The following is a 19,733-nucleotide window of genomic DNA, read 5'->3' on the forward strand; positions in this document are numbered from 1 at the left end:
AGGCAAAAAAATAAAGCCAGAATCAGGAGATGAACTTTATATGACACATGAAGAATTTGAACAGGCAGCGCAATACTGGAACCGCAAAGAGCAGACGGCAATGCCAAAGGAGGCTTTGCAGCAGGCCCATTTCAATTTGCAATGGTGAATCCGGTGATTACGAAGAAGTCAGGCGGCTACAGTACAGAGGAAAGCTGTCTTTCGCTGGATGGAGCCAAAGCCTGCACAAGAGATACCAGGAGATAGAGGTGGATTATCTGAATAGTGATTTTAAACCACAACATGGAAAATATTCCGGCTTTACCGCGCAGGTTATCCAGCATGAGATCGACCACTGCAATGGAGTGGTAATATAATGAGCAGAGAATGTTAATTATGAGTAAATTTTGCTCATGATATATATTGAAAAAATAAAAGGAACCTGCATAAAAACAGATTCCTTAAACGAGGGGAAATCCCTGTCGAAGAATGGAAGTCCAGTTACTTTTCTGATAGAGAAAACGGACGATGATTACAGTCTGTTTTTCTTCATCAATCGTATAAAAGACAAGGTAATTATTAATTTTCACAAAACGAATGCCCCAGCTTGCCAGTATTGGATCGTCTGCCGGATGAAACTTCTGTGGCAGGTCGGCTAATGAGTCTATCCGCTCGGTCGCAGCATCCAACAGATTATCTGCAACATCAGGATTTTTGAGGGTAAATTCGATGTAATCCGCAGCACGCATAATATCGTGTTCTGCGGTGGAAGTGATATAAACCTGATAGCTCATCGACTGCGGTGGCTCCTGATATCAGCCATAGCTTCGGAAAATAGTCTGGTATTGCCTGTGGCAATATCGTCCATTCCTTCCTTAATCTGACTGTAAAGTTCAAAGCGGCTGGTCAGTTCTTCGTAGGCTTCAATGCTCATAACAGCAAGATCGCCTTTTCCATTCTTCGTAATGAAAACTGGTTCAGGATAATTATGACAAAATGTAGAAATTTCATTGTAATTATTCCTTAAATCAGCACTTGATTTAATTGTTGGCATAATAACCCCTTCCTGCTTGATAACAAAATTATACAAAAATTTTGCTATATGGTCAATGAACATCTCCATAATAGTAGCTAAATAAATAGCTAAATAAATATAAAAACTGCCGGTAGCAGGTTACAGATGCTTAATATATTCCTTTGGAGTAAGCGTGCATAGATGAAGCGGAATATGAAAAGCAGAATCATAAATCAAAAGGGAAAGTATCTTTTCTAAAAACAAGGAATGTTATACAATATATCTGTTAAGATAAAAATATACGGAGGATGTCCAATGTATACAACATACAAAGAGTACTTAAAACAGGAGACGTCACTGCCCTTTGAAGAAGCCATGCAGATCTGGAACCAGATTGCAGAGCGGGGGGAAGCGGATGCAGCCTGCAGGGAACTCATAGACCGTTTTTTGAAATGTGCAGTAGACTATGTGCGAATCAGAAACGGCTGGAACCAGAAATCTCTGGCAGAGAAAGGACAGGCAGATGCGGAGCGCACCCGCTGTCATAATCTTGTGATCAGTGCGAAAAACAAACTGTCCGTCTATATGTATGAGCATAAGCTGGGCAATGACTGGGATGATTGGTTAGGGGAAGAGCGAAAACGAATCGGAGACTTCGCATGTTATGTGGTACTGCTTCAGGGACTGGAAGCAAGATAGTATAGAAAACAAAAGAAATCGAGGAACTTATCACATGGCAAAAGTGATTATGATACAGGGAACAATGTCGAATGCCGGAAAAAGCCTGATTACAGCCGGCTTATGCCGTATTTTTCATCAGGACGGATATCGTGTGGCACCTTTTAAGTCGCAGAATATGGCATTGAATTCCTATATTACAACAGAAGGGCTTGAAATGGGACGGGCACAGGTTATGCAGGCAGAGGCAGCTAGAATCGAGCCGCAGGTCTGCATGAACCCGATTCTTTTAAAGCCAACCAATGACATTGGCTCCCAGGTGATTGTCAACGGTACGGTCATTGGCAATATGCCGGCGCGGGAATATTTTAACTATAAGAAAAAGCTTGTCCCGGATATATTAAAGGCATTTCACAAACTGGAAGAGCAGGCGGATATTATTGTAATAGAAGGAGCCGGAAGTCCGGCAGAAATTAATCTCAAGGAAAATGACATTGTAAATATGGGCATGGCGGAGATGGTAAATGCACCGGTTCTTCTGGCAGGAGATATTGACCGGGGCGGTGTGTTTGCACAGCTTTTAGGAACACTGATGCTTTTAGAAGAGCAGGAAAAATCCCGTGTAAAAGGTTTAATCATCAACAAATTCCGCGGAGACGTATCCATATTGGAACCGGGCATTCAGATGCTAGAGGAAAAAGGCGGCATTCCGGTCTGCGGAGTGGTGCCTTATATGAAGGTACAGCTTGAGGATGAAGACAGCCTGACCGGAAAATTCAAGCATCGGAAAGAGGCATTGATAGACCTGGCAGTTATCCGTTATCCGAGAATATCTAATTTTACGGATTTTGATGTTTTCGAGCATATGGAGGGAGTATCGGTGCGCTATGTGACTTCGGTGCAGGAAATCCATCATCCGGATGCCATTATTCTGCCGGGAAGTAAGAATACAATGGGTGACCTGAAATGGATGCGCGAAAATGGCATGGAAGCTATGATAAAGAAACTCTCCGCAGACACTCCGGTCATTGGAATCTGCGGCGGTTACCAGATGTTAGGAGAAAGCCTTGAAGACCCTTATTCGGTAGAGGAAGGCGGCAGCTTACGGGGTATGGAACTATTGCCGCTTAAGACGGTGATGAGCCGGGAAAAGGTACGCCGTCAGGTAACGGGAACCATAGACTCTCTCACCGGCACGTTAGTCGCCCTTTCCGGCAAAGAATACAAAGGCTACGAGATTCATATGGGACATACTGCACAGGAGAAATCCAGTATACAGGATGCAGTCGTTGTGCAGAAGGAAAATGTCTACGGAACGTATGTCCATGGTATTTTTGATGAAGGAGATATCGCATCCACTTTTATCCGGGCATTAGCGGAGAAAAAGGGAGTGCATTATGAAGATAATCAGGGCATGAATTATCAGCAGTATAAGGAGAGCCAGTACGATTTGCTGGCGGATACACTGCGGAAATATCTTGATATGGAAGCGGTTTATGGAATGCTGCAGGAGGCAGAATATGACAAAAGCAGAATTGGATAATAGAAAGATTTTGCCTTTGGAGGATAGTTGGTATCGCAGGGTAAAAGAGAAGCTGGATGGAATCGCCAAACCATTGGATGGGCTTGGAAAGTTTGAATATCTGATTGCACAGATTGGAGCCATAGAGAAGACGACCAAAATATCCATTCAGAAAAAAGCAGTTCTTGTTATGTGTGCAGACAATGGCGTGGTGGAAGAGCAGGTCAGCCAGAGTGGAAAAGAAGTAACGCTTGCAGTGGCAAAAGCCATGGGAGTAAATAATTCTTCTGTAGGAAAGATGGCAGCAGTGGCAGGCGTGGATGTAATTCCGGTGGACATTGGAATTGATACAGACGAATTGATTCCCGGAGTATTGCCCCGAAAAGTTACAAAGGGAACGAAAAACTTTGCCAAGGAACCTGCAATGACAGAAGAAGAGGTCTTAAAGGCAATAGAAACCGGAATACAACTGGTGCAGCAATGCCACAGAGAAGGGTATGAGATACTTGCCACAGGAGAGATGGGAATCGGAAATACAACCACAAGTACAGCTGTTGCAGCAGCACTTTTAGACTTAGAGGTAGAGCAGGTGACCGGCAAGGGCGCCGGATTAACGGATGAAGCATTAAAAAGAAAATGCAGGGTAATTGAAGAAGCAATAGAAAAATATTCCCTTCGTGATGCGGATGCATTTACCATATTAAAGACTGTAGGTGGACTGGACATAGCCGGATTGACAGGCGTATTTATCGGAGCAGCAATCGAGCAGATACCGGTTGTCATCGATGGCGTCATCAGTGCCGTTGCGGCACTTTTGGCAGAGACTCTTTGCAAGGGTGCCGTAAATTATATGATACCATCCCATAAGAGCCGGGAACTGGCAGAGACAGCGATTATGAAAAAGCTGCATTTAGATCCGGTACTGGATGCGGATATGGCACTGGGTGAGGGAACCGGTGCAGTGATGATGATGTCCCTGCTGGATGTGGCACTGGGCGTGTATTTGCAGGGAGCATCCTTTGCAAATTTTGAGATAGAACAGTACAAGAGGTATGAAGAATGATTACATTGGTAATCGGCGGAAGCGGCAGCGGAAAATCTGCATATGCAGAACAAATGGCAGTGAAAGCCGCAGGCAACGGCAGCCTTTATTATGTAGCCACCATGCAGGTGTATGATGAAGAAGGAAAGAAAAAAGTAGAGCGTCACCAGAAAATGCGGGCAGGAAAAGGCTTTCTTACGATAGAGCAGCCGAGAAGACTTAAAGAGGCAGCAAAGAAAGTGGCAACCGAAAAAGTGTCAGCAGGAAAAGTTGCAGCAGAAAGAGTGCCAGCCGGGAAAATAGTTTTGCTGGAATGTATGTCGAACCTCGTTGCCAACGAAATGTTTTCAGAAGAAAATCTGTCTGCTGTGATGGATGAAGCGAAAATAAAGCAGCTTTCCCATGAAATTATAAGTGGAGTAACAGCATTGCAGGATTCCTGTGATATACTGATTATTGTCACGAATCAGATATTTGAAGACGGAATCCGTTATGACGCATCCACAATGGCTTATATCCGGTTGTTAGGAGATATAAACCGGCAGATTGCAGAGCGGGCAGAGCAGGTCGTTGAAGTAGTAGCAGGGATTCCGATTTTCATAAAAAAGGATGGAATTTAAGAAAGAAGAGGAATACATGAAAATTATAAAAGGATTCGTCATTGCATTTTCCATATATTCAAAAATACCGGTGCCACAGTTTGACTGGAAGGAAGAAGATATGCAGTATCACCTCTGCTTCTTCCCATTGATTGGTCTTATCATTGGTGCATTGGAAGCCGGCTGGTTCTTTTTGGGAAATGCAGTCGAGATAAGCCATCTGTGCAAAACACTGATAGCGGTGGCAATTCCACTGCTTGTTACCGGTGGCTTTCATATGGATGGATTTATGGATACCATGGATGCATTTCATTCCTATCAGGATAAGGAGAAGAAGCTGGCAATTTTAAAGGACCCGCATATTGGAGCATTTTCCGTATTGATGCTGGTTTTATATTATCTTATTTATGGAGCAGCATATGCGGAGCTTATGGAACTGTCTGCAATTCTTGTAGTGGGAATTGGCTTTGCGTTATCACGAAGCTTAAGCGGAATTGGTGTGGTAAGCCTGAAGGCGGCAAAAAAAGACGGTATGCTTGCTTATTTTGCAGACAGCGCCCAGAAAAAAAGAGTGCTGGCAGTCCTCATCATAGAGGCAGTTGTCTACAGTGGATGTATGATTTATGTAAACCTGTGGGCAGGGCTTGCAGCAGTAGTTGTGGCATTGCTCTGTTATGGTTATTATAGCTGGAAAAGCCGGAAGGAATTTGGCGGAATCAATGGTGATACCGCAGGATATTTTGTGTCATTATGCGAAAATGCCATGGCAGTTGCAGTGGCAGTTGTTTTTCACTTTACAGGAAATTGCTTTCCTGTAAAGTAAAAAACGCTCCGCGAGTATGCGCACTGCGGCGTATAAGGTAGATGCCGCAAGCGACCGCCGCAGGCGCGAGAATGTGCCAAGGCACATTCTTTGTTTTATAGCAGGCTAGAAAGGAAAAATCATGGAATTATTTTTGGGCGGATGTTACCAGGGAAAAAAGGAATATGTGTTAAAGCTTCACCCGGAATGTAAAGGTCAGGTGATAGAGGGCGAAAACCTTCCTGCAGACTGGGATGGAATGATAAAAGAACTGCAGGAATTTGAGAATCCGGTCATCAACCATTTACACCTGTGGATTCGGAAATGTCTTGAGCAGCAGACAGATGTGGAGCTGTTAGCTGATAAACTGCTGGAAACATATCCGGGACTTATTTTCATCTGTGATGAGATTGGAAATGGAATTGTACCGATGGATGCTCTGGAACGGGATTACAGGGAGCGGACCGGAAGACTACAGATACGGATTGCCGAGAAGGCAGAAAGGGTAGAACGCATTGTATGTGGAATCAGCCAGAGATTAAAATAAATTTATTGCTTATCCGTCATGGAAAGACCCCGTCAAATCGGGAACACCGGTATTTGGGTGTAACAGAAGAATCTTTATCCGGGGAAGGCAGAAAGCAGTTGGAGATTCTTGCAGAAAAAGACATTTTAAAAAAACCATGGCTGCTTTTCATCAGTCCGATGCTGCGCTGTCAGGAGAGTGCTGGTATACTTTTTCCGGGAAAGAAAGCTTATCCGATAGAAGAATGGCGGGAGATGAATTTTGGTGCATATGAGGGAAAGAATTACGAAGATTTGAAAAATGATTCCTATTATCAGAAATGGATTGACAGCAATGGCACACTGCCTTTTCCGGAAGGCGAGAGCCAGCAGGAATATATAAAACGTTGCCAAAGGGGACTTCATGCCGCAACAAAAATCATAGAGGGAAAAATCACCGGAGAAATCGCAGGTGCTGCAATGCCGTTATCAAAGAGTCGAATAACAGAACTCCGGGAGCCTGAAAAACTGATAGCAGAAAATCAAATGACAGAAAATCAAATAGCAGAAAATCAAATAGCAGAAAGTCAGCCCCGGAATATAACTGCGGTTGTACACGGCGGCACAATTATGGCACTGCTTCACATCCTTGCAGGCGGAAATTATTTTGATTATCAGGTGAAAAATGGAGGCGGCTACTGCTGTAAGCTCAGACTTTGCGGGGAAGAATGGAAATTAGATTCCCTTGAGGAGATTACAATATGATTTATCACATGATTGCGTTCGGACTGGGATTTTGCCTGGACCTTCTTTTGGGAGATCCATACTGGCTGCCACATCCCATCCGGGTGATTGGAAATTTTATAGGGATATTGGAAAAAAGAATGAATAAAAAGGAGTGCAGTGAGAAATACCTTGTAAGAGCAGGCATTGGAATGGTTGCGCTTGTTTTGCTGACAGTTCTTATGGTGACCGCACTTCTTCTGATTCTTGCGTACCGGATTCATCCGGTGGCAGGTGTTATCTTGGAAATGATTATGACCTATCAGATTCTTGCTACAAAATGCCTGAAAGTAGAAAGCATGAAGGTATATAATTGTTTAAAGGAGAATGATCTTATAGCGGCAAGACATGCCGTTTCCATGATTGTAGGCAGAGATACCGGACGGCTGGATGAAACCGGAGTGGCAAAGGCTGCCATTGAAACGGTGGCGGAAAATACCTCGGATGGAGTCATTGCACCGATGCTATATACCGCACTTGGCGGACCGGTTCTGGGCTTTTTTTATAAGGCAGTCAATACAATGGATTCCATGGTAGGATATAAGAATGAACGTTATCTTCATTTTGGCAGAGCTGCCGCAAAATTCGATGATATCTGCAATTATATCCCATCCCGTATCAGTGCATACCTGATGATTGCAGGGACGCATTTCCTTGGAAAGGAATATGACGGGAAGCATGCATATTACATTTATAAAAGGGACCGGTATCATCATGCCAGCCCGAACTCTGCCCAGACAGAGGCAGTTTGTGCAGGAGCATTGTCCATACAGCTTGCAGGAGATGCCTGGTATTTTGGCAAACTGGTGAAAAAGCCGTTTATCGGAGATGCACTGCGTCCGGTGGAATACGAGGACATCAGAAGAGCAAACCGGCTTTTGTATGCGACTGCATTTTTATGTGAAGGCATTTGCCTTTTGGTGATGGGATTGTTATTCTTTATATGATTGAAAGGATGAAAATTCAGGAAAGGAACAGGAATATGGTACATGGAGGAGACATCTACCGTAATTGCATATCGTTAGATTATTCTGTAAATATCAATCCTCTGGGCATACCGGCATCTGTAGAGGCAGCCCTTAGGGAAGCGGTGTCTTTATGCAGCCGGTATCCGGATATCAGGCAGGAGAAGCTGAAGGCAGCCATTGCTGAGATGGATAAGGTATCGGCAGATGAGATATTGTGCGGAAATGGAGCTTCTGAACTTTTTCCTGCAATTCTTCATGCATTAAAACCAAAGAAAATACTGATTCCGGTTCCTTCTTTTTATGGTTACGAGTGGGCTGCCGGAACGGAAGCGTGTGAAGTAAGTTATTTTCCATTGCGGGAGCAGGATAATTTTGTGCTGGGAGAGGACTTTATCGCGGCATTAGATAAAGAAACGGAGCTTATATACCTTGCCAGTCCCAATAATCCCACCGGACAGTTAATTCCACCGGAGATTTTAAAAGGGATTTTAAAGCGGTGTCAGGAGCTTGATATAATAGTGGTGGTAGATGAATGCTTTCTGCCGTTTTGTGAAGAAGCAGGGTTTTATGAAGAAATGGAAGCAGGCATGAAATGTGGGAATCTGATTCAGGTGAGAGCATTTACCAAGACCTTTGCCATACCGGGAGTCCGGCTGGGTTATCTTATCTGCCGGAACAGGGAAGTCTGTCAGAAGATTGCAAGGCAGCTTCCGGAATGGAACTTATCGGTATTTGCTCAGATGGCAGGATGCGCTGCAGCAAAAGAAACGGAATTTATCGGGGAAAGCAGAAAACTCATTAAAGAGCAGCGGAGTATTCTGACAAAAGAGCTGATATCCTTAGGCTTCCGGGTGTATCCTTCCCGGGCAGATTATATTTTATTTTACACAGAGCTGCCATTATATGAGTTACTTTTAAAGAAACAGATTTTGATTCGAAATTGTGAAAATTACAGAGGTCTGTCCAAAGGATATTACCGGATTGCAGTAAGAGGGCAGGCAGAGAATGAGCGGCTGATAAGCGCATTAAGAGAGGTGACAGAGAAATGAATCCAATCGAATTTGTATTGCCGGGAGAGATTGAAAAACGCAGCTTTGAGATTATTTCAGAGGAATTAGAAAAGCGTCAGATTGTATTGCCTAAGGAGCAGGAGCCTGTTACCAAGCGTGTGATACATACCAGCGCAGATTTTGATTATGCAGAGACAATGTGTTATTCTGACCATGCAGTAGAAATTGCAAAGGAACTGATTCTTAAGGGCGCCGATGTTGTAACGGATACCAACATGGCACTTGCCGGAATCAATAAGAAAATACTGGCATCATTTGGCGGAGAAGCCCATTGCTTTATGGCGGATTTGGATGTGGCACAGCTTGCCAGAGAGCGGCAGGTAACAAGAGCCACCATCAGCATGGAGAAAGCCGCAGCTATAGAAAAGCCGGTTATCTTTGCAGTGGGAAATGCACCGACGGCGTTAATCGAGCTTCATAAAATGATAACGGAGGGACGCTATCAGCCGGCATTTATTATCGGAGTTCCGGTAGGCTTCGTAAATGTGGTACCGGCAAAAGAATTGATTATGGAAACAGAAGTACCTTATATCATTAACCGGGGCAGAAAGGGCGGGAGCAATGTTGCCGCAGCTATCTGCAATGCAATTTTGTATCAATTAAGACGATAGTAAAATCAGGGGGAAGAAAGATGCAATATGGGTTTACCTCCGGAAGCTGTGCCGCAGCTGCAGCAAAGGCAGCAGTCTATATGCTGCTGAGTGGAAGAAGAAAAACAGAGATTACCATTGAGACACCAAAGGGAATTCCCTACCATGCAAAGGTGGAGCATATCAAAATTCAGGAAACAGAAGTTTCCTGCGCGGTACAAAAGGACGGCGGGGATGACCCGGATGTGACAACAGGGGCATGGATTTATGCAACGGTGAGCATTTGTGAAGAAAATAACAATCAGATAGAAATAGATGGCGGCATCGGTGTTGGCAGGGTTACGCGGCCGGGATTAGACCAGCCGGTAGGAAATGCCGCAATTAATACGGTACCACGGCAGATGATTGCAAAAGAAGTATCAGAGGTCTGCCATCTGTTTGATTTTCAGGGCGGAATCAAAGTCGTAATTTCAGTGCCGGAAGGAGAACATCTTGCGGCGCAGACTTTTAATCCGAGACTTGGAATAAAGGGCGGAATCTCGATACTTGGAACCAGCGGGATTGTGGAGCCTATGAGTGATAAGGCATTGCTGGATACCATAGCAGTGGAATTGAAACAGAAGCGGGCAGAAGGTCATTCTATTGTTGCCATATCACCGGGCAACTACGGGTTGGAATTTATGAAACGGACCTATGGTTATGATTTGGAGCGCAGTGTAAAATGCAGCAACTTTATCGGACAGACCATTGACATGGTAAAAGAACTTGGATTTTCCAAAATGCTCTTAACCGGTCATATCGGAAAGCTGATAAAAGTATCCGGCGGCATTATGAACACCCATTCCAAAGAGGCAGACTGCCGGATGGAGCTTCTGGCGGCGGCAGCAATCCGGGCAGGTGCAGAAGTGACACTGCTTCGGGAAATATTAGACTGCATTGGTACAGAGGATGCGGTAGACCGGATTAAAAAAGCCGGATTTTTAGAACCTGCCATGGAATATGTCATGGAAAAAATGGAAGACCATCTTAAGCATCGTGCCGGGGGTGGACTGGAAATAGAATGTATGGTTTATAGTAATGATATCGGACTTTTAGGTGTAACGCCGGGAGCAGAGGCATTATTAAAAGAACTGTTGGAGGAAAAGGAATGATTCATTTTGTTGGAGCAGGGTGCGGAGCACCGGATTTGATTACCGTAAGAGGAATGCATCTTTTGGAGAAAGCGGATGTGATTATCTATGCCGGTTCACTGGTAAATCCCAAGCTTTTAGACTATGCCAAAGCAGACTGTCAGGTATATAACAGTGCAGTGATGACCTTGGAAGAAGTCCTTGCAGTTATGGTGGAGGCAGAGCAGGAAGGAAAAGATGTGGTGCGGCTGCATACCGGAGAACCAAGCATATATGGAGCAGTGCAGGAGCAGATGCAGGAGCTGGATGCAAGAAAGCTAGCCTATGATTCTACGCCGGGAGTAAGTGCCTGCTTTGGAGCAGCGGCAGCCATGAATCTGGAGTATACCCTGCCGGATATTTCCCAGTCCCTTATCATTACCAGAATGGAGGGACGGACGGCGGTTCCGGAGAAAGAAAGCATTGAGGCATTTGCTGCCCATCAGTGTTCCATGGCAATCTATTTAAGTACCGGAATGTTGGAGAAGTTATCTGAGCGACTGATAAAGGGTGGCTATTCAAAGGATACCACTGCGGCACTGGCTTATAAGGTAAGCTGGCCGGAGGAAGAAATATATATCTGCACGGTAGAAACATTGGCACAGACAGCGGCAGAACATGGAATTACCAAAACGGCACTGGTTCTCGTTGGAGATGTCATTAACAAGAGCGGATACAGCAAATCCAGACTGTATGCAGAAGATTTCTCCACAGAATTCCGGGCAGCAAAAAATTCATAAGAAGGCGGAAAGAAAATGCAGTCATTGAAATGGAGTGTCATCAGCTTTACCGAAAAGGGAGCAGAGCTTGCCGAAAAGATAAAAAGACTTTCCAAAGAGCAGCAGCTTCCCAGTGAAATTCATACTTATCATGGCAGAAAACAGGTGGAAAATCTGAACGCGTGGACAAAGGAGCAGTTTTCCCTAAGAAATGCAATCATTTTTATCGGAGCATGCGGAATTGCAGTGCGGACAATTGCCCCATTTCTTAAGGACAAGCTGACAGACAGTCCGGTGCTGGTACTGGATGAGGCAGGCAATTATGTCATTCCTCTTTTATCCGGGCATGTAGGAGGCGCCAATGAGATAGCACTTTTACTGGCAGAGTTATTAGGAGCAGTTCCGGTAATTACCACAGCGACCGACATTAATAATGCCTTTGCCATAGATGTATTTGCAAAAAAGCATGAACTTTCCATTGATAAAAAAGAAGGCATTAAGAAAGTTTCTGCAAAGGTGCTGGAAAAAAAGAAGCTTTCCATGACAATTGCTCCGGAATATGCTGCAAAAGTGGATGTGGCAATCGGCACACCAGAGGATGGACAGAAGCCGGAGCCATTATTGACCTTAATCCCCAAAGAATATATTCTTGGAATCGGATGCAGAAGGAATAAAGAAGAACAGGAACTTAAGGCATTTGCAGAAAACTGTTTAAAGGAAGCCGGAGTAGACTGGAAACAGATACGGGCGATTGCTTCGATTGATAAAAAGAAGGATGAGAAGGCAATTCTAAAACTTGCGGCAGAACATGGCATTCCATTTCTTGTCTTTGACGCAGAGACCTTAAGCCGGGTGCCCGGGACATTTGATACATCGGCATTCGTGGCAAGCCAGGTGGGCGTGGATAATGTCTGCGAGCGGGCAGCCATGGCAGCCTGCCGGGATAATGGAAGGCTGGTGCTTCAGAAAAGAGCGGAAAACGGAATGACACTTGCAATAGCAAAAGAAGATTGGAGACTGACTTTATATGAAGAATAAAATATGGATTGTTGGAATGGGACCGGGAAAAGAAGAGATGATGACAGGCAGAGCCATCGAAGTATTAGAACAGGTGGACGTAATCATCGGATATACCGTATACCTTGATTTGTTAGGAGAACGTTTTCAAGACAAGGAATTTCTTTCCACGCCGATGCGGCAGGAAGAAAAACGCTGCAGAATGTGTTTTGAGGAAGCAGAAAAAGGCAAAAGCGTAGCAATGGTATGCAGCGGCGATGCCGGTGTCTATGGAATGGCATCACTGATGTATGAGATTGGAAAAGAATATTCGGCGATTTCACTGGAAGTGATACCGGGAATTACCGCAGCCAACAGCGGTGCGGCGGTTCTTGGAGCACCATTAAATCATGACTACTGTGTTATCAGTCTCAGTGACCTTATGACACCATGGGAGTTAATTGAAAAGAGGCTGATTATGGCAGCACGGGGAGATTTTGCTATTGCACTTTATAATCCGTCCAGCCGGAAGCGGGCAGACTATTTGGAAAGAGCATGTAAGATTCTGCTTCAGGAGATAGAACCGGAGCGCGCATGCGGTTATGTGGAAAATATCGGAAGAGACGGAGAAAGCACAGTTACCTGTACTTTAGAAGAATTACAGAGTAAATCAGTAAATATGTTTACTACCGTTTTTGTCGGAAATTCCAGAACCAGAATTCAGGATGGAAAATTAATCACACCAAGAGGCTATAAGATAGAGCAATGAAAAAGATCATCATTTTTTCAGGAACAACAGAAGGAAGAAAATTATCGGAGCTGATGGCGGCAGCAGGCATAGCCCACACCGTATCGGTGGCAACCGATTATGGAAAGCTGGTTATGAAGGCGCATCCGAAGGTGAAGATTCAGGAAGGACGCCTTTCCAAAGAAGCTATGTCAGAATTTCTAAGGAAAGAATCCTTTGACATTGTAATCGATGCCACTCATCCCTATGCGGTGGAAGTGACCAGAACCATAAAAAGCTGCGTTGCCGGAATGAAAGCGGATGGACTTGAGGTCACTTACTTACGGCTGAAACGGAGCATCCAGGCGTCAGAAGAAACGGGACTTCGTTTCTTTGACAGCAATGAAGCCTGCGCAGAAGCATTAAAGGAAATCAAGGGAAACATCCTTCTTACCACAGGAAGCAAGGAACTTTCCGTATATACCGCATCCGAAGAAGTAAAAAAACGTCTTTACGTCCGGGTACTGCCGGGGATGGAAAGTCTTGAAATCTGCCGGAGAGAAGGAATTCTGCCACAACAGATTCTGGCACTGCAGGGACCTTTTTCCGAAGAATTGAATGATGCACTGATTCATCAGTATGGGATAAAATGTATGGTAACAAAGCAGGGCGGCATTACCGGAGGCTTTTTAGAGAAAAAAGAAGCAGCTTTAAAAAATCGTATCCCTCTTTTGATCATTCGTCGGGAGGCAGTAGAGGAAGACGGACTTTCCTTTGATGCAGTCTGTGAGAAAATCGAAACATTAACAGGAGTAAACCTTTCCTTAAGACCGGCGGAGCTTATGATTACGCTGGCAGGAATCGGACCGGGGGATGCAGATATGATGACCGTCCGGTTAAAGGAAGCATTGGCAGAAGCGGACCTTGTATTAGGTGCGAAACGTCTGATAGAGGCAGTGACACCGAAGCTTGAGAAAGAGGCACTTTATCTGCCGGATAAAATCCTTACATGGCTTAAGGAAAAGAGCAGACAGTATGCGGTGCATGAAAAACTGAAGGTAGTCATCCTTTTTTCCGGGGATATTGGTTTTTATAGTGGCTGGAGCAAGGTAAGAATCTGTCTGCAGGAAGCACTGCAAAAGGGCATACTTCATGGAACCTTGCAAAGCATTCCGGGCATTTCTTCCATTCAGATGATGGCAGCAGCCTGTGGCGTAAGCTGGGAAAATGCCGGAATTTACAGTATACATGGCAAAACAGATACGGGTGGCTGGCAGGCAGAAGTGCTGCACAGGCTGCATGAAAATGGGCGGCTGTTTCTTTTGGTATCCGGAGCAGAAGATATCCGGAAATTAGGAGCACTTTTTTCGGATAAAGAGAATTGCAGAATTACAGTGGGGTACCAGTTATCTTATCCACAGCAGAAGCTGATGGTGCTTACACCGGAAGCGTGCAGGGAGACAGAACAGGAAGGATTGTATGTTGTCATGATAGAGAAGGAAGAACAGAAAGCGAATGAAGAATGTGCGGAGCAGGGAAAGCGCAGGGAACAGGAAACGCAGGAAGAGCCGGCAACTTTGTCACCGGGAATCCCGGATGAAGCCTTTATTCGCGGAAAAGTTCCAATGACCAAAGGGGAAGTGCGTCAGGTCAGCCTTTGCAGCCTGCGGCTTCAGAAAGATTCGGTGCTTTATGATATTGGAAGCGGAACGGGGTCGATTGCTGTGGAAGCAGCCCATTTATCCAAAGGAATCAAAGTCTATGCCATTGAAAAGAAAGAAGAGGCGGTAGCACTTCTGGCACAGAATAAAGAGAAGTTTCAGGTAGCAAATATGGAGATTATCCGGGGAACGGCACCGGAGGCATGCAATGGATTAGAGGAGCCAACCCATGTTTTCATCGGGGGAAGCGGTGGACATCTGATGGAAATTTTAGAAGTACTGGCAGCAAAAAAGAGAAGAATAAGAGTTGTAATGAATGCTATAAGTCTTGAGACGGTGGCAGAATTCAAACAGGTAAAAGAACGGTTTTCGGTATGCAATTTTGAAATGATTCAGATGCAGGTCAGCCGTTATCATGAGCTTGGTTCTTATTATATGCCAAAGGCAGAAAATCCGGTTATGATATGTTCCTTTGATTTGCAGGGAGGAGAAGCGGATGCAGAAGCGTAAAGGAGTAGTTCTTGCAGCACCCAAAAGCGGCAGTGGAAAGACATTGATTGCCTGTGCGTTAATCGAAGCCTTGAAAGAAGCAGGAGTCGATGTCTGTGCATTTAAGTGTGGACCGGATTATATAGACCCGATGTTTCACCGTACGATTTTAGGCGTACCGGGCGGGAATTTGGATACATATTTTACCGGCGAAGCAAAGACAAAAGAGATATTTATGGAAGAGACACCGGAAGATGCATTTGCAGTGGTAGAGGGTGTCATGGGACTTTATGACGGACTTGGCGGAATTTTAGAAGAAGGTTCCACCTATCACCTGGCAAAAGCAATTTCTCTGCCGGTGATTCTGGTAATTGATGCACATGGCATGGGAAGAACGATACTTCCGCTGATACAGGGACTTTTATCCTATGACAAAGCCGGAATCATAAAGGGCGTGATACTAAACCGGGTCAGCAAAATGTTCTATGCGTCATTAAAAGAGTTAATCGAAACCGAATTATCCATAGAAGTGCTGGGCTGTTTTACCGAACAGAAGGAGCTTCATCTGGAGAGCCGCCACTTAGGCTTAAAACTTCCGGAAGAAAAGCGTGATTTAAAAGAACAGGTATGCCGCGGGGCAGACAGCTTAAAAGAAACGGTATCGATAGAGCGGATTTTAGCAATTGGGGGAGCCGGAGAAAAGGATGCGGCATCCCCAAAAGTTGATAGTCACGAAAACAAAGTGACATATCAGAGAGCAGATATCAAAGAAAATGATACCCATGAAAGTAAACTTCGCCTTGCCATCGCAAGAGATGAGGCATTTTGTTTTTATTATCAGGAGAACCTGAAACTGCTTTCAAAAAGGGGCTTTGAGCTGGTGCCGTTTTCTCCCCTGCATGATAAGAAATTACCGGAGCATATCAGCGGATTACTGTTAGGCGGGGGATATCCGGAACTTTTTGCAAAGGAATTATCCGAAAATGACAGCATGAAGACAGCCATCCGGGAAGCCATCCGGGGCGGACTTCCGTCACTGGCAGAATGTGGGGGCTTTCTTTATCTTCATAAATCACTGAAGGATATGGAAGGCAGACAATATTCCATGGCGGGCGTAATTGATGCAGATGCAGATTACCGGGGAAAGCTGGTGCGTTTTGGCTATGTGGAGCTTACCGAGAAAGAAAGATGTTTCCTGCCGGAAAAAGAAGAAATCCGGGGACACGAATTCCATTATTTTGACAGTACGGAAAATGGAACGGACTGCGTGGCAAAAAAACCGATCGGAAGCAGAAGGTGGGAATGTGTCTGGGAAGGAGAAAACCACTGGTGGGGATTTCCTCATCTTTATTATCCGTCCAACCCTTCTTTTGTAGAGCATTTCTATCAGCAGGCAGGATTGTATCAACAATCGAAATTGAAGCAAAAAGATAAAACGAAGTAAATGATAAATAGAAGTAAAAGATCATTTAAAATAAGAGGAAGACAGATGCAGAAAGAAAAAGCACAGAGTGGAATTTTATATGGAATTGGAGTAGGACCAGGGGAGCCGGAGCTTTTGACCCATAAAGCGGTTCAGGTGATAGAATGCTGCGATACCATAGTAGTGCCGTCCGAATCGATAGAAGAGTGTAATGCTTTTCAGATTGTAGAAAAACTGGTGCCGGACATACGGAAGCATCAGCTTGTGGCATGGAATTTTCCCATGACCAGAGATGAGAAAAAGTTAGAAGAAGCCCATGATAAGATATGCGAAAATATAGAAGCATATCTTGCAAAGGGAGAAAAGGTTGCCTTTTTAACGCTGGGGGATCCGGCAATTTATTCTACCTATACTTATCTTTCACAGAAAATCGAAGAGCATGGTGGCTATACGGAAATGGTCAGCGGGGTACCGTCTTTTTGTGCAGTGGCAGCAAGGCTTGGCATTTCGCTGGGAGAAAAGGAAGAGCAGATTCATATTATTCCCGGTTCCTATGAGATAGAAGAATCGAGACAATTTTCCGGCACCAGAATCTATATGAAGTCCGGAAGGAAGCTGAAGCAGTTAAAAGAAATGCTGCAAAAGGAAAGCACTATCCGTCCGTTAGAAGTGTATAGTGTTTCCAATTGTGGAAAAGAGGAAGAAAAAGTCTTTTCCGGTGTGGATAACATACCGGAAAACAGCGGATATTTTACCATCGTGATTGTAAAGACCAAGGATGAGCCGGTGCATAACAGCAGCCGCTTTTTTGAGAATCGTGCATGCGCTTATTATCCCTGCCATAGGGACATTGAGCAGATTAACTGTATGTTCTGCTACTGCCCGATGTATGAAATGGAACATTGTCCGGGAACACCGGAGTACAAAGAGACAAATGGCAGAAAACTTAAGATTTGTACCAACTGCACGTATCCCCATCAGGCAGAACATTATGATGCCATTATGAAAGTACTGACCCACCGGCTGAAAGGCTAGAGAACTTTTTAAGGGTGAAGTTTGTTGAGGCAGGGTGAACTATGGCTTGTGAAAAAATAAAAAGTGTGTTAGTATAGTAGCGATTTCATAGAAAGATAATCGGTGCCTGCAATGAAATTCATTCATATGCAGGGTAAAAGGGAAACAGGTGTAAATCCTGTACGAACTCGTCACTGTAAGAAGGGAGTAACGTAGTCAGGCTTTTAAAAGCGCCACTGATGCACAGACATTGGGAAGGTGATTACGGAGCGTTAATCTTTGAGTCAGGAAACCTGCCGTTTATCTGGTACGGGAAGAGATTCCGGGTCACGAGTAATTGGCTGTACTGTTTGATAACAAGGGAAATCCGTAAAGCGTATTTCCTGTAGTTAGTATGTCATTTACTTCGTTCATAGCAATATGGAACGGAGTTTTTTCATGTGTAAATGAAACCAGAACATGAGAAAAGGAGAAAAAAATGAAAAAGAAAGCATTGACTGTAGTTCTTACACTTACTATGGCAGCAACCATGTTTGCGGGATGTGGTGATAAGAAAACAACAGGGACAACTGAAACAACAGAAGCTGTTTCGACAGAAGATGAAAAGGATGATCAGGCAAAAGCAGATGAGGTAGCAGCATTGATTGATGCAATTTATGTGCAGGAAAGAACTGATGAGACAGATGCACAGTGTAAGGCAGCAAAAGAAGCATGGGATGCACTGACAGATGCTCAGAAGGAACTGGTATCCGGAGAAAATGCAGACCCGGATTACTTTGGAAGAGATACCGGAGATGCATCAAAGGATGATCCTTTAAATCAGGATGATATTGGAGAGAATGAGCTTTTGGTAGTAAGCTTTGGTACATCCTTTAATGACAGCCGCGCAACAGATATCGGCGGCATTGAAAAAGCATTACAGGAAGCAAATCCTGACTGGTCTGTAAGAAGAGCATTTACAGCACAGATTATTATTAACCATATACAGGCCCGTGATGATGAAAAAATCGATAACATGGATCAGGCATTAGAGCGTGCGGTAGACAATGGCGTTAAGAATCTTGTGGTACAGCCGACCCACTTAATGCATGGTGCAGAATATGATGAACTGGTAGAAGCAATTGAGAAGTATCAGGATAAATTTGAAACAGTCCGTATCGCAGAACCTCTGTTAGGTGAAGTTGGAAGTGATGCAACTGTAATCAACGAAGACAAGGCTGCCGTTGCAGAAGCAATTACAGCAGAAGCAGTTAAACTTGCTGGATATGACAGCATGGATGCTGCAGCAGAAGACGGAACAGCATTTGTATTTATGGGACATGGCACTTCCCATACAGCAAATGTAACTTATGACCAGATGCAGACCCAGTTAGAAAAACTGAATTACAAGAATGCATTCGTTGGAACCGTAGAAGGTGAACCGGAAGATACCGCATGTGAAGCTGTTATTGAAAAGGTAAAAGAAGCAGGATACAAAAAAGTAATTCTTCGTCCGTTAATGGTTGTTGCCGGAGACCATGCAAACAACGATATGGCTGGAGATGATGAAGATTCCTGGAAGAGCCAGTTTGAAGCATCCAAAGCATTTGACAGTGTAGATACACAGATTGAAGGTCTTGGAAGAATCAAAGCAGTCCAGGATATTTATGTAGCACATACAAAGGCTGCTTTAGAGGCAGAACCACTTGCAACAGCAGGTGGTTCCAATTTCTCTGCAGCCTTAGAGGATGGAACTTATACCGTAGACTTCAACACAGACAGCACAATGTTTCACGTAAATGAAGCAAAAGAAGGCAAGGCAGAACTTACGGTAAAGGATGGAAAAATGACAGCACATATCACACTTCCATCTAAGAACATTGTAAATTTATTTGTTGGAACAGCAGCAGATGCACAGAAAGATGGTGCGAAGCTTCTTGATCCTACTACAGATACGGTAGAATACAGTGATGGAACCAGCGAAGAAGTATACGGCTTTGATGT

General features: G+C 44.4%; 20 protein-coding genes, 1 pseudogene and 1 riboswitch. Of the genes and pseudogenes, 19 read left to right on the forward strand and 2 right to left on the reverse strand.

All coding sequences use genetic code 11. The features are described from left to right. Window positions 1–47: 47 nt before the first annotated feature. Window positions 48–356: a peptide deformylase gene (locus OCV43_RS11910; protein WP_262624184.1), complete on the forward strand. Its 309-nt coding sequence runs from the start codon at window positions 48–50 to the stop codon at window positions 354–356. An 84-nt stretch (window positions 357–440) separates the two neighbouring features. On the opposite strand, the gene OCV43_RS11915 is transcribed toward OCV43_RS11910, so the two are convergent. Both OCV43_RS11915 and OCV43_RS11920 read right to left on the reverse strand, forming a co-directional pair. After that, the gene (locus OCV43_RS11915) at window positions 441–773 is read right to left on the reverse strand and encodes a type II toxin-antitoxin system RelE/ParE family toxin (RefSeq protein ID WP_262624185.1); all 333 of its coding nucleotides are present in this window, start codon (window positions 771–773) and stop codon (window positions 441–443) included. After that, window positions 770–1,033, reverse strand: a complete 264-nt coding sequence (locus OCV43_RS11920; protein ID WP_262624186.1) for a type II toxin-antitoxin system Phd/YefM family antitoxin — start codon at window positions 1,031–1,033, stop codon at window positions 770–772. Before OCV43_RS11920 ends, OCV43_RS11915 begins: the two co-directional genes overlap by 4 nt. A gap of 276 nt (window positions 1,034–1,309) precedes the next feature. Between OCV43_RS11920 and OCV43_RS11925 the strand changes: the two genes are divergently transcribed. From OCV43_RS11925 to OCV43_RS12010, 18 genes and pseudogenes are all read left to right on the forward strand, one after another. Further along, window positions 1,310–1,693, forward strand: coding sequence for a hypothetical protein (locus tag OCV43_RS11925; RefSeq protein ID WP_227700596.1), 384 nt, complete (start codon window positions 1,310–1,312; stop codon window positions 1,691–1,693). 34 nt (window positions 1,694–1,727) lie between these two features. Further along, entirely contained in the window at window positions 1,728–3,215 is a 1,488-nt protein-coding gene (locus tag OCV43_RS11930; protein WP_262624187.1) for a cobyric acid synthase, read from the forward strand. Continuing rightward, on the forward strand, window positions 3,193–4,257 hold the full coding sequence (gene cobT / locus OCV43_RS11935) for a nicotinate-nucleotide--dimethylbenzimidazole phosphoribosyltransferase (protein WP_262624188.1): 1,065 nt from the start codon (window positions 3,193–3,195) through the stop codon (window positions 4,255–4,257). The genes OCV43_RS11930 and cobT overlap by 23 nt, the downstream gene beginning before the upstream one ends. Continuing rightward, on the forward strand, window positions 4,254–4,856 hold the full coding sequence (locus OCV43_RS11940) for a bifunctional adenosylcobinamide kinase/adenosylcobinamide-phosphate guanylyltransferase (RefSeq protein WP_262624189.1): 603 nt from the start codon (window positions 4,254–4,256) through the stop codon (window positions 4,854–4,856). The genes cobT and OCV43_RS11940 overlap by 4 nt, the downstream gene beginning before the upstream one ends. A gap of 16 nt (window positions 4,857–4,872) precedes the next feature. Further along, window positions 4,873–5,658 (forward strand): adenosylcobinamide-GDP ribazoletransferase, encoded by a 786-nt coding sequence (locus tag OCV43_RS11945; protein WP_262624190.1) that lies wholly within the window; start codon window positions 4,873–4,875, stop codon window positions 5,656–5,658. A 121-nt stretch (window positions 5,659–5,779) separates the two neighbouring features. After that, on the forward strand, window positions 5,780–6,184 hold the full coding sequence (locus tag OCV43_RS11950; RefSeq protein ID WP_022244153.1) for a bifunctional adenosylcobinamide kinase/adenosylcobinamide-phosphate guanylyltransferase: 405 nt from the start codon (window positions 5,780–5,782) through the stop codon (window positions 6,182–6,184). Next, entirely contained in the window at window positions 6,157–6,906 is a 750-nt protein-coding gene (locus OCV43_RS11955; protein ID WP_262624191.1) for a histidine phosphatase family protein, read from the forward strand. The genes OCV43_RS11950 and OCV43_RS11955 overlap by 28 nt, the downstream gene beginning before the upstream one ends. Then, window positions 6,903–7,871, forward strand: coding sequence for an adenosylcobinamide-phosphate synthase CbiB (gene cbiB, locus OCV43_RS11960; protein WP_262624192.1), 969 nt, complete (start codon window positions 6,903–6,905; stop codon window positions 7,869–7,871). The genes OCV43_RS11955 and cbiB overlap by 4 nt, the downstream gene beginning before the upstream one ends. A 35-nt stretch (window positions 7,872–7,906) precedes the next feature. Further along, window positions 7,907–8,941, forward strand: a complete 1,035-nt coding sequence (locus OCV43_RS11965; RefSeq protein WP_262624193.1) for a pyridoxal phosphate-dependent aminotransferase — start codon at window positions 7,907–7,909, stop codon at window positions 8,939–8,941. Continuing rightward, entirely contained in the window at window positions 8,938–9,573 is a 636-nt protein-coding gene (locus OCV43_RS11970; protein ID WP_262624194.1) for a precorrin-8X methylmutase, read from the forward strand. The genes OCV43_RS11965 and OCV43_RS11970 overlap by 4 nt, the downstream gene beginning before the upstream one ends. Before the next feature lie 20 nt (window positions 9,574–9,593). Then, a complete protein-coding gene (cbiD, locus tag OCV43_RS11975; protein ID WP_262624195.1) occupies window positions 9,594–10,703 on the forward strand; it encodes a cobalt-precorrin-5B (C(1))-methyltransferase CbiD in 1,110 nt (369 codons plus the stop codon). Beyond that, entirely contained in the window at window positions 10,700–11,461 is a 762-nt protein-coding gene (gene cobM / locus OCV43_RS11980; RefSeq protein ID WP_262624196.1) for a precorrin-4 C(11)-methyltransferase, read from the forward strand. Before cbiD ends, cobM begins: the two co-directional genes overlap by 4 nt. A gap of 15 nt (window positions 11,462–11,476) precedes the next feature. Further along, window positions 11,477–12,478: a cobalt-precorrin 5A hydrolase gene (locus OCV43_RS11985; protein WP_262624197.1), complete on the forward strand. Its 1,002-nt coding sequence runs from the start codon at window positions 11,477–11,479 to the stop codon at window positions 12,476–12,478. Next, window positions 12,468–13,205: a precorrin-3B C(17)-methyltransferase gene (gene cobJ, locus OCV43_RS11990; RefSeq protein WP_262624198.1), complete on the forward strand. Its 738-nt coding sequence runs from the start codon at window positions 12,468–12,470 to the stop codon at window positions 13,203–13,205. Before OCV43_RS11985 ends, cobJ begins: the two co-directional genes overlap by 11 nt. Next, window positions 13,202–15,334, forward strand: coding sequence for a precorrin-6A reductase (cobK, locus tag OCV43_RS11995; protein WP_262624199.1), 2,133 nt, complete (start codon window positions 13,202–13,204; stop codon window positions 15,332–15,334). The genes cobJ and cobK overlap by 4 nt, the downstream gene beginning before the upstream one ends. Further along, window positions 15,321–16,757 carry a cobyrinate a,c-diamide synthase gene (locus OCV43_RS12000; RefSeq protein WP_262624200.1) on the forward strand — a complete coding sequence of 479 codons (1,437 nt, stop codon included), beginning with the start codon at window positions 15,321–15,323 and terminating at the stop codon, window positions 16,755–16,757. The genes cobK and OCV43_RS12000 overlap by 14 nt, the downstream gene beginning before the upstream one ends. A 45-nt stretch (window positions 16,758–16,802) precedes the next feature. Continuing rightward, window positions 16,803–17,771, forward strand: coding sequence for a precorrin-2 C(20)-methyltransferase (cobI, locus tag OCV43_RS12005; protein ID WP_262624201.1), 969 nt, complete (start codon window positions 16,803–16,805; stop codon window positions 17,769–17,771). A gap of 83 nt (window positions 17,772–17,854) precedes the next feature. After that, window positions 17,855–18,065: riboswitch (cobalamin riboswitch) on the forward strand. Window positions 18,066–18,228: 163 nt separating this feature from the next. Continuing rightward, window positions 18,229–19,431, forward strand: a pseudogene (locus tag OCV43_RS12010) (sirohydrochlorin cobaltochelatase); the annotation flags it as partial. Window positions 19,432–19,733 lie beyond the last annotated feature (302 nt).

Origin of the sequence: Roseburia amylophila, assembly GCF_025567465.1 — a bacterium.
GTDB classification, from domain to species: domain Bacteria; phylum Bacillota; class Clostridia; order Lachnospirales; family Lachnospiraceae; genus Roseburia_C; species Roseburia_C amylophila.

Bases quoted from the DNA above. Each gene is read 5' to 3' on its own strand.
- OCV43_RS11925 (WP_227700596.1), top strand. From the start codon at position 1,310: ATGTATACAACATACAAAGAGTACTTAAAACAGGAGACGTCACTGCCC.
- cobT (WP_262624188.1), top strand. From the start codon at position 3,193: ATGACAAAAGCAGAATTGGATAATAGAAAGATTTTGCCTTTGGAGGAT.
- OCV43_RS11955 (WP_262624191.1), top strand. From the start codon at position 6,157: ATGTGGAATCAGCCAGAGATTAAAATAAATTTATTGCTTATCCGTCAT.
- OCV43_RS11920 (WP_262624186.1), bottom strand. From the start codon at position 1,033: ATGCCAACAATTAAATCAAGTGCTGATTTAAGGAATAATTACAATGAA.
- cobI (WP_262624201.1), top strand. From the start codon at position 16,803: ATGCAGAAAGAAAAAGCACAGAGTGGAATTTTATATGGAATTGGAGTA.
- OCV43_RS11930 (WP_262624187.1), top strand. From the start codon at position 1,728: ATGGCAAAAGTGATTATGATACAGGGAACAATGTCGAATGCCGGAAAA.
- cobK (WP_262624199.1), top strand. From the start codon at position 13,202: ATGAAAAAGATCATCATTTTTTCAGGAACAACAGAAGGAAGAAAATTA.
- OCV43_RS11915 (WP_262624185.1), bottom strand. From the start codon at position 773: ATGAGCTATCAGGTTTATATCACTTCCACCGCAGAACACGATATTATG.
- OCV43_RS11950 (WP_022244153.1), top strand. From the start codon at position 5,780: ATGGAATTATTTTTGGGCGGATGTTACCAGGGAAAAAAGGAATATGTG.
- cobJ (WP_262624198.1), top strand. From the start codon at position 12,468: ATGAAGAATAAAATATGGATTGTTGGAATGGGACCGGGAAAAGAAGAG.
- cobM (WP_262624196.1), top strand. From the start codon at position 10,700: ATGATTCATTTTGTTGGAGCAGGGTGCGGAGCACCGGATTTGATTACC.
- OCV43_RS11970 (WP_262624194.1), top strand. From the start codon at position 8,938: ATGAATCCAATCGAATTTGTATTGCCGGGAGAGATTGAAAAACGCAGC.
- OCV43_RS11985 (WP_262624197.1), top strand. From the start codon at position 11,477: ATGCAGTCATTGAAATGGAGTGTCATCAGCTTTACCGAAAAGGGAGCA.
- OCV43_RS11940 (WP_262624189.1), top strand. From the start codon at position 4,254: ATGATTACATTGGTAATCGGCGGAAGCGGCAGCGGAAAATCTGCATAT.
- OCV43_RS12000 (WP_262624200.1), top strand. From the start codon at position 15,321: ATGCAGAAGCGTAAAGGAGTAGTTCTTGCAGCACCCAAAAGCGGCAGT.
- OCV43_RS11965 (WP_262624193.1), top strand. From the start codon at position 7,907: ATGGTACATGGAGGAGACATCTACCGTAATTGCATATCGTTAGATTAT.
- OCV43_RS11910 (WP_262624184.1), top strand. From the start codon at position 48: ATGAAGAATTTGAACAGGCAGCGCAATACTGGAACCGCAAAGAGCAGA.
- OCV43_RS11945 (WP_262624190.1), top strand. From the start codon at position 4,873: ATGAAAATTATAAAAGGATTCGTCATTGCATTTTCCATATATTCAAAA.
- cbiD (WP_262624195.1), top strand. From the start codon at position 9,594: ATGCAATATGGGTTTACCTCCGGAAGCTGTGCCGCAGCTGCAGCAAAG.
- cbiB (WP_262624192.1), top strand. From the start codon at position 6,903: ATGATTTATCACATGATTGCGTTCGGACTGGGATTTTGCCTGGACCTT.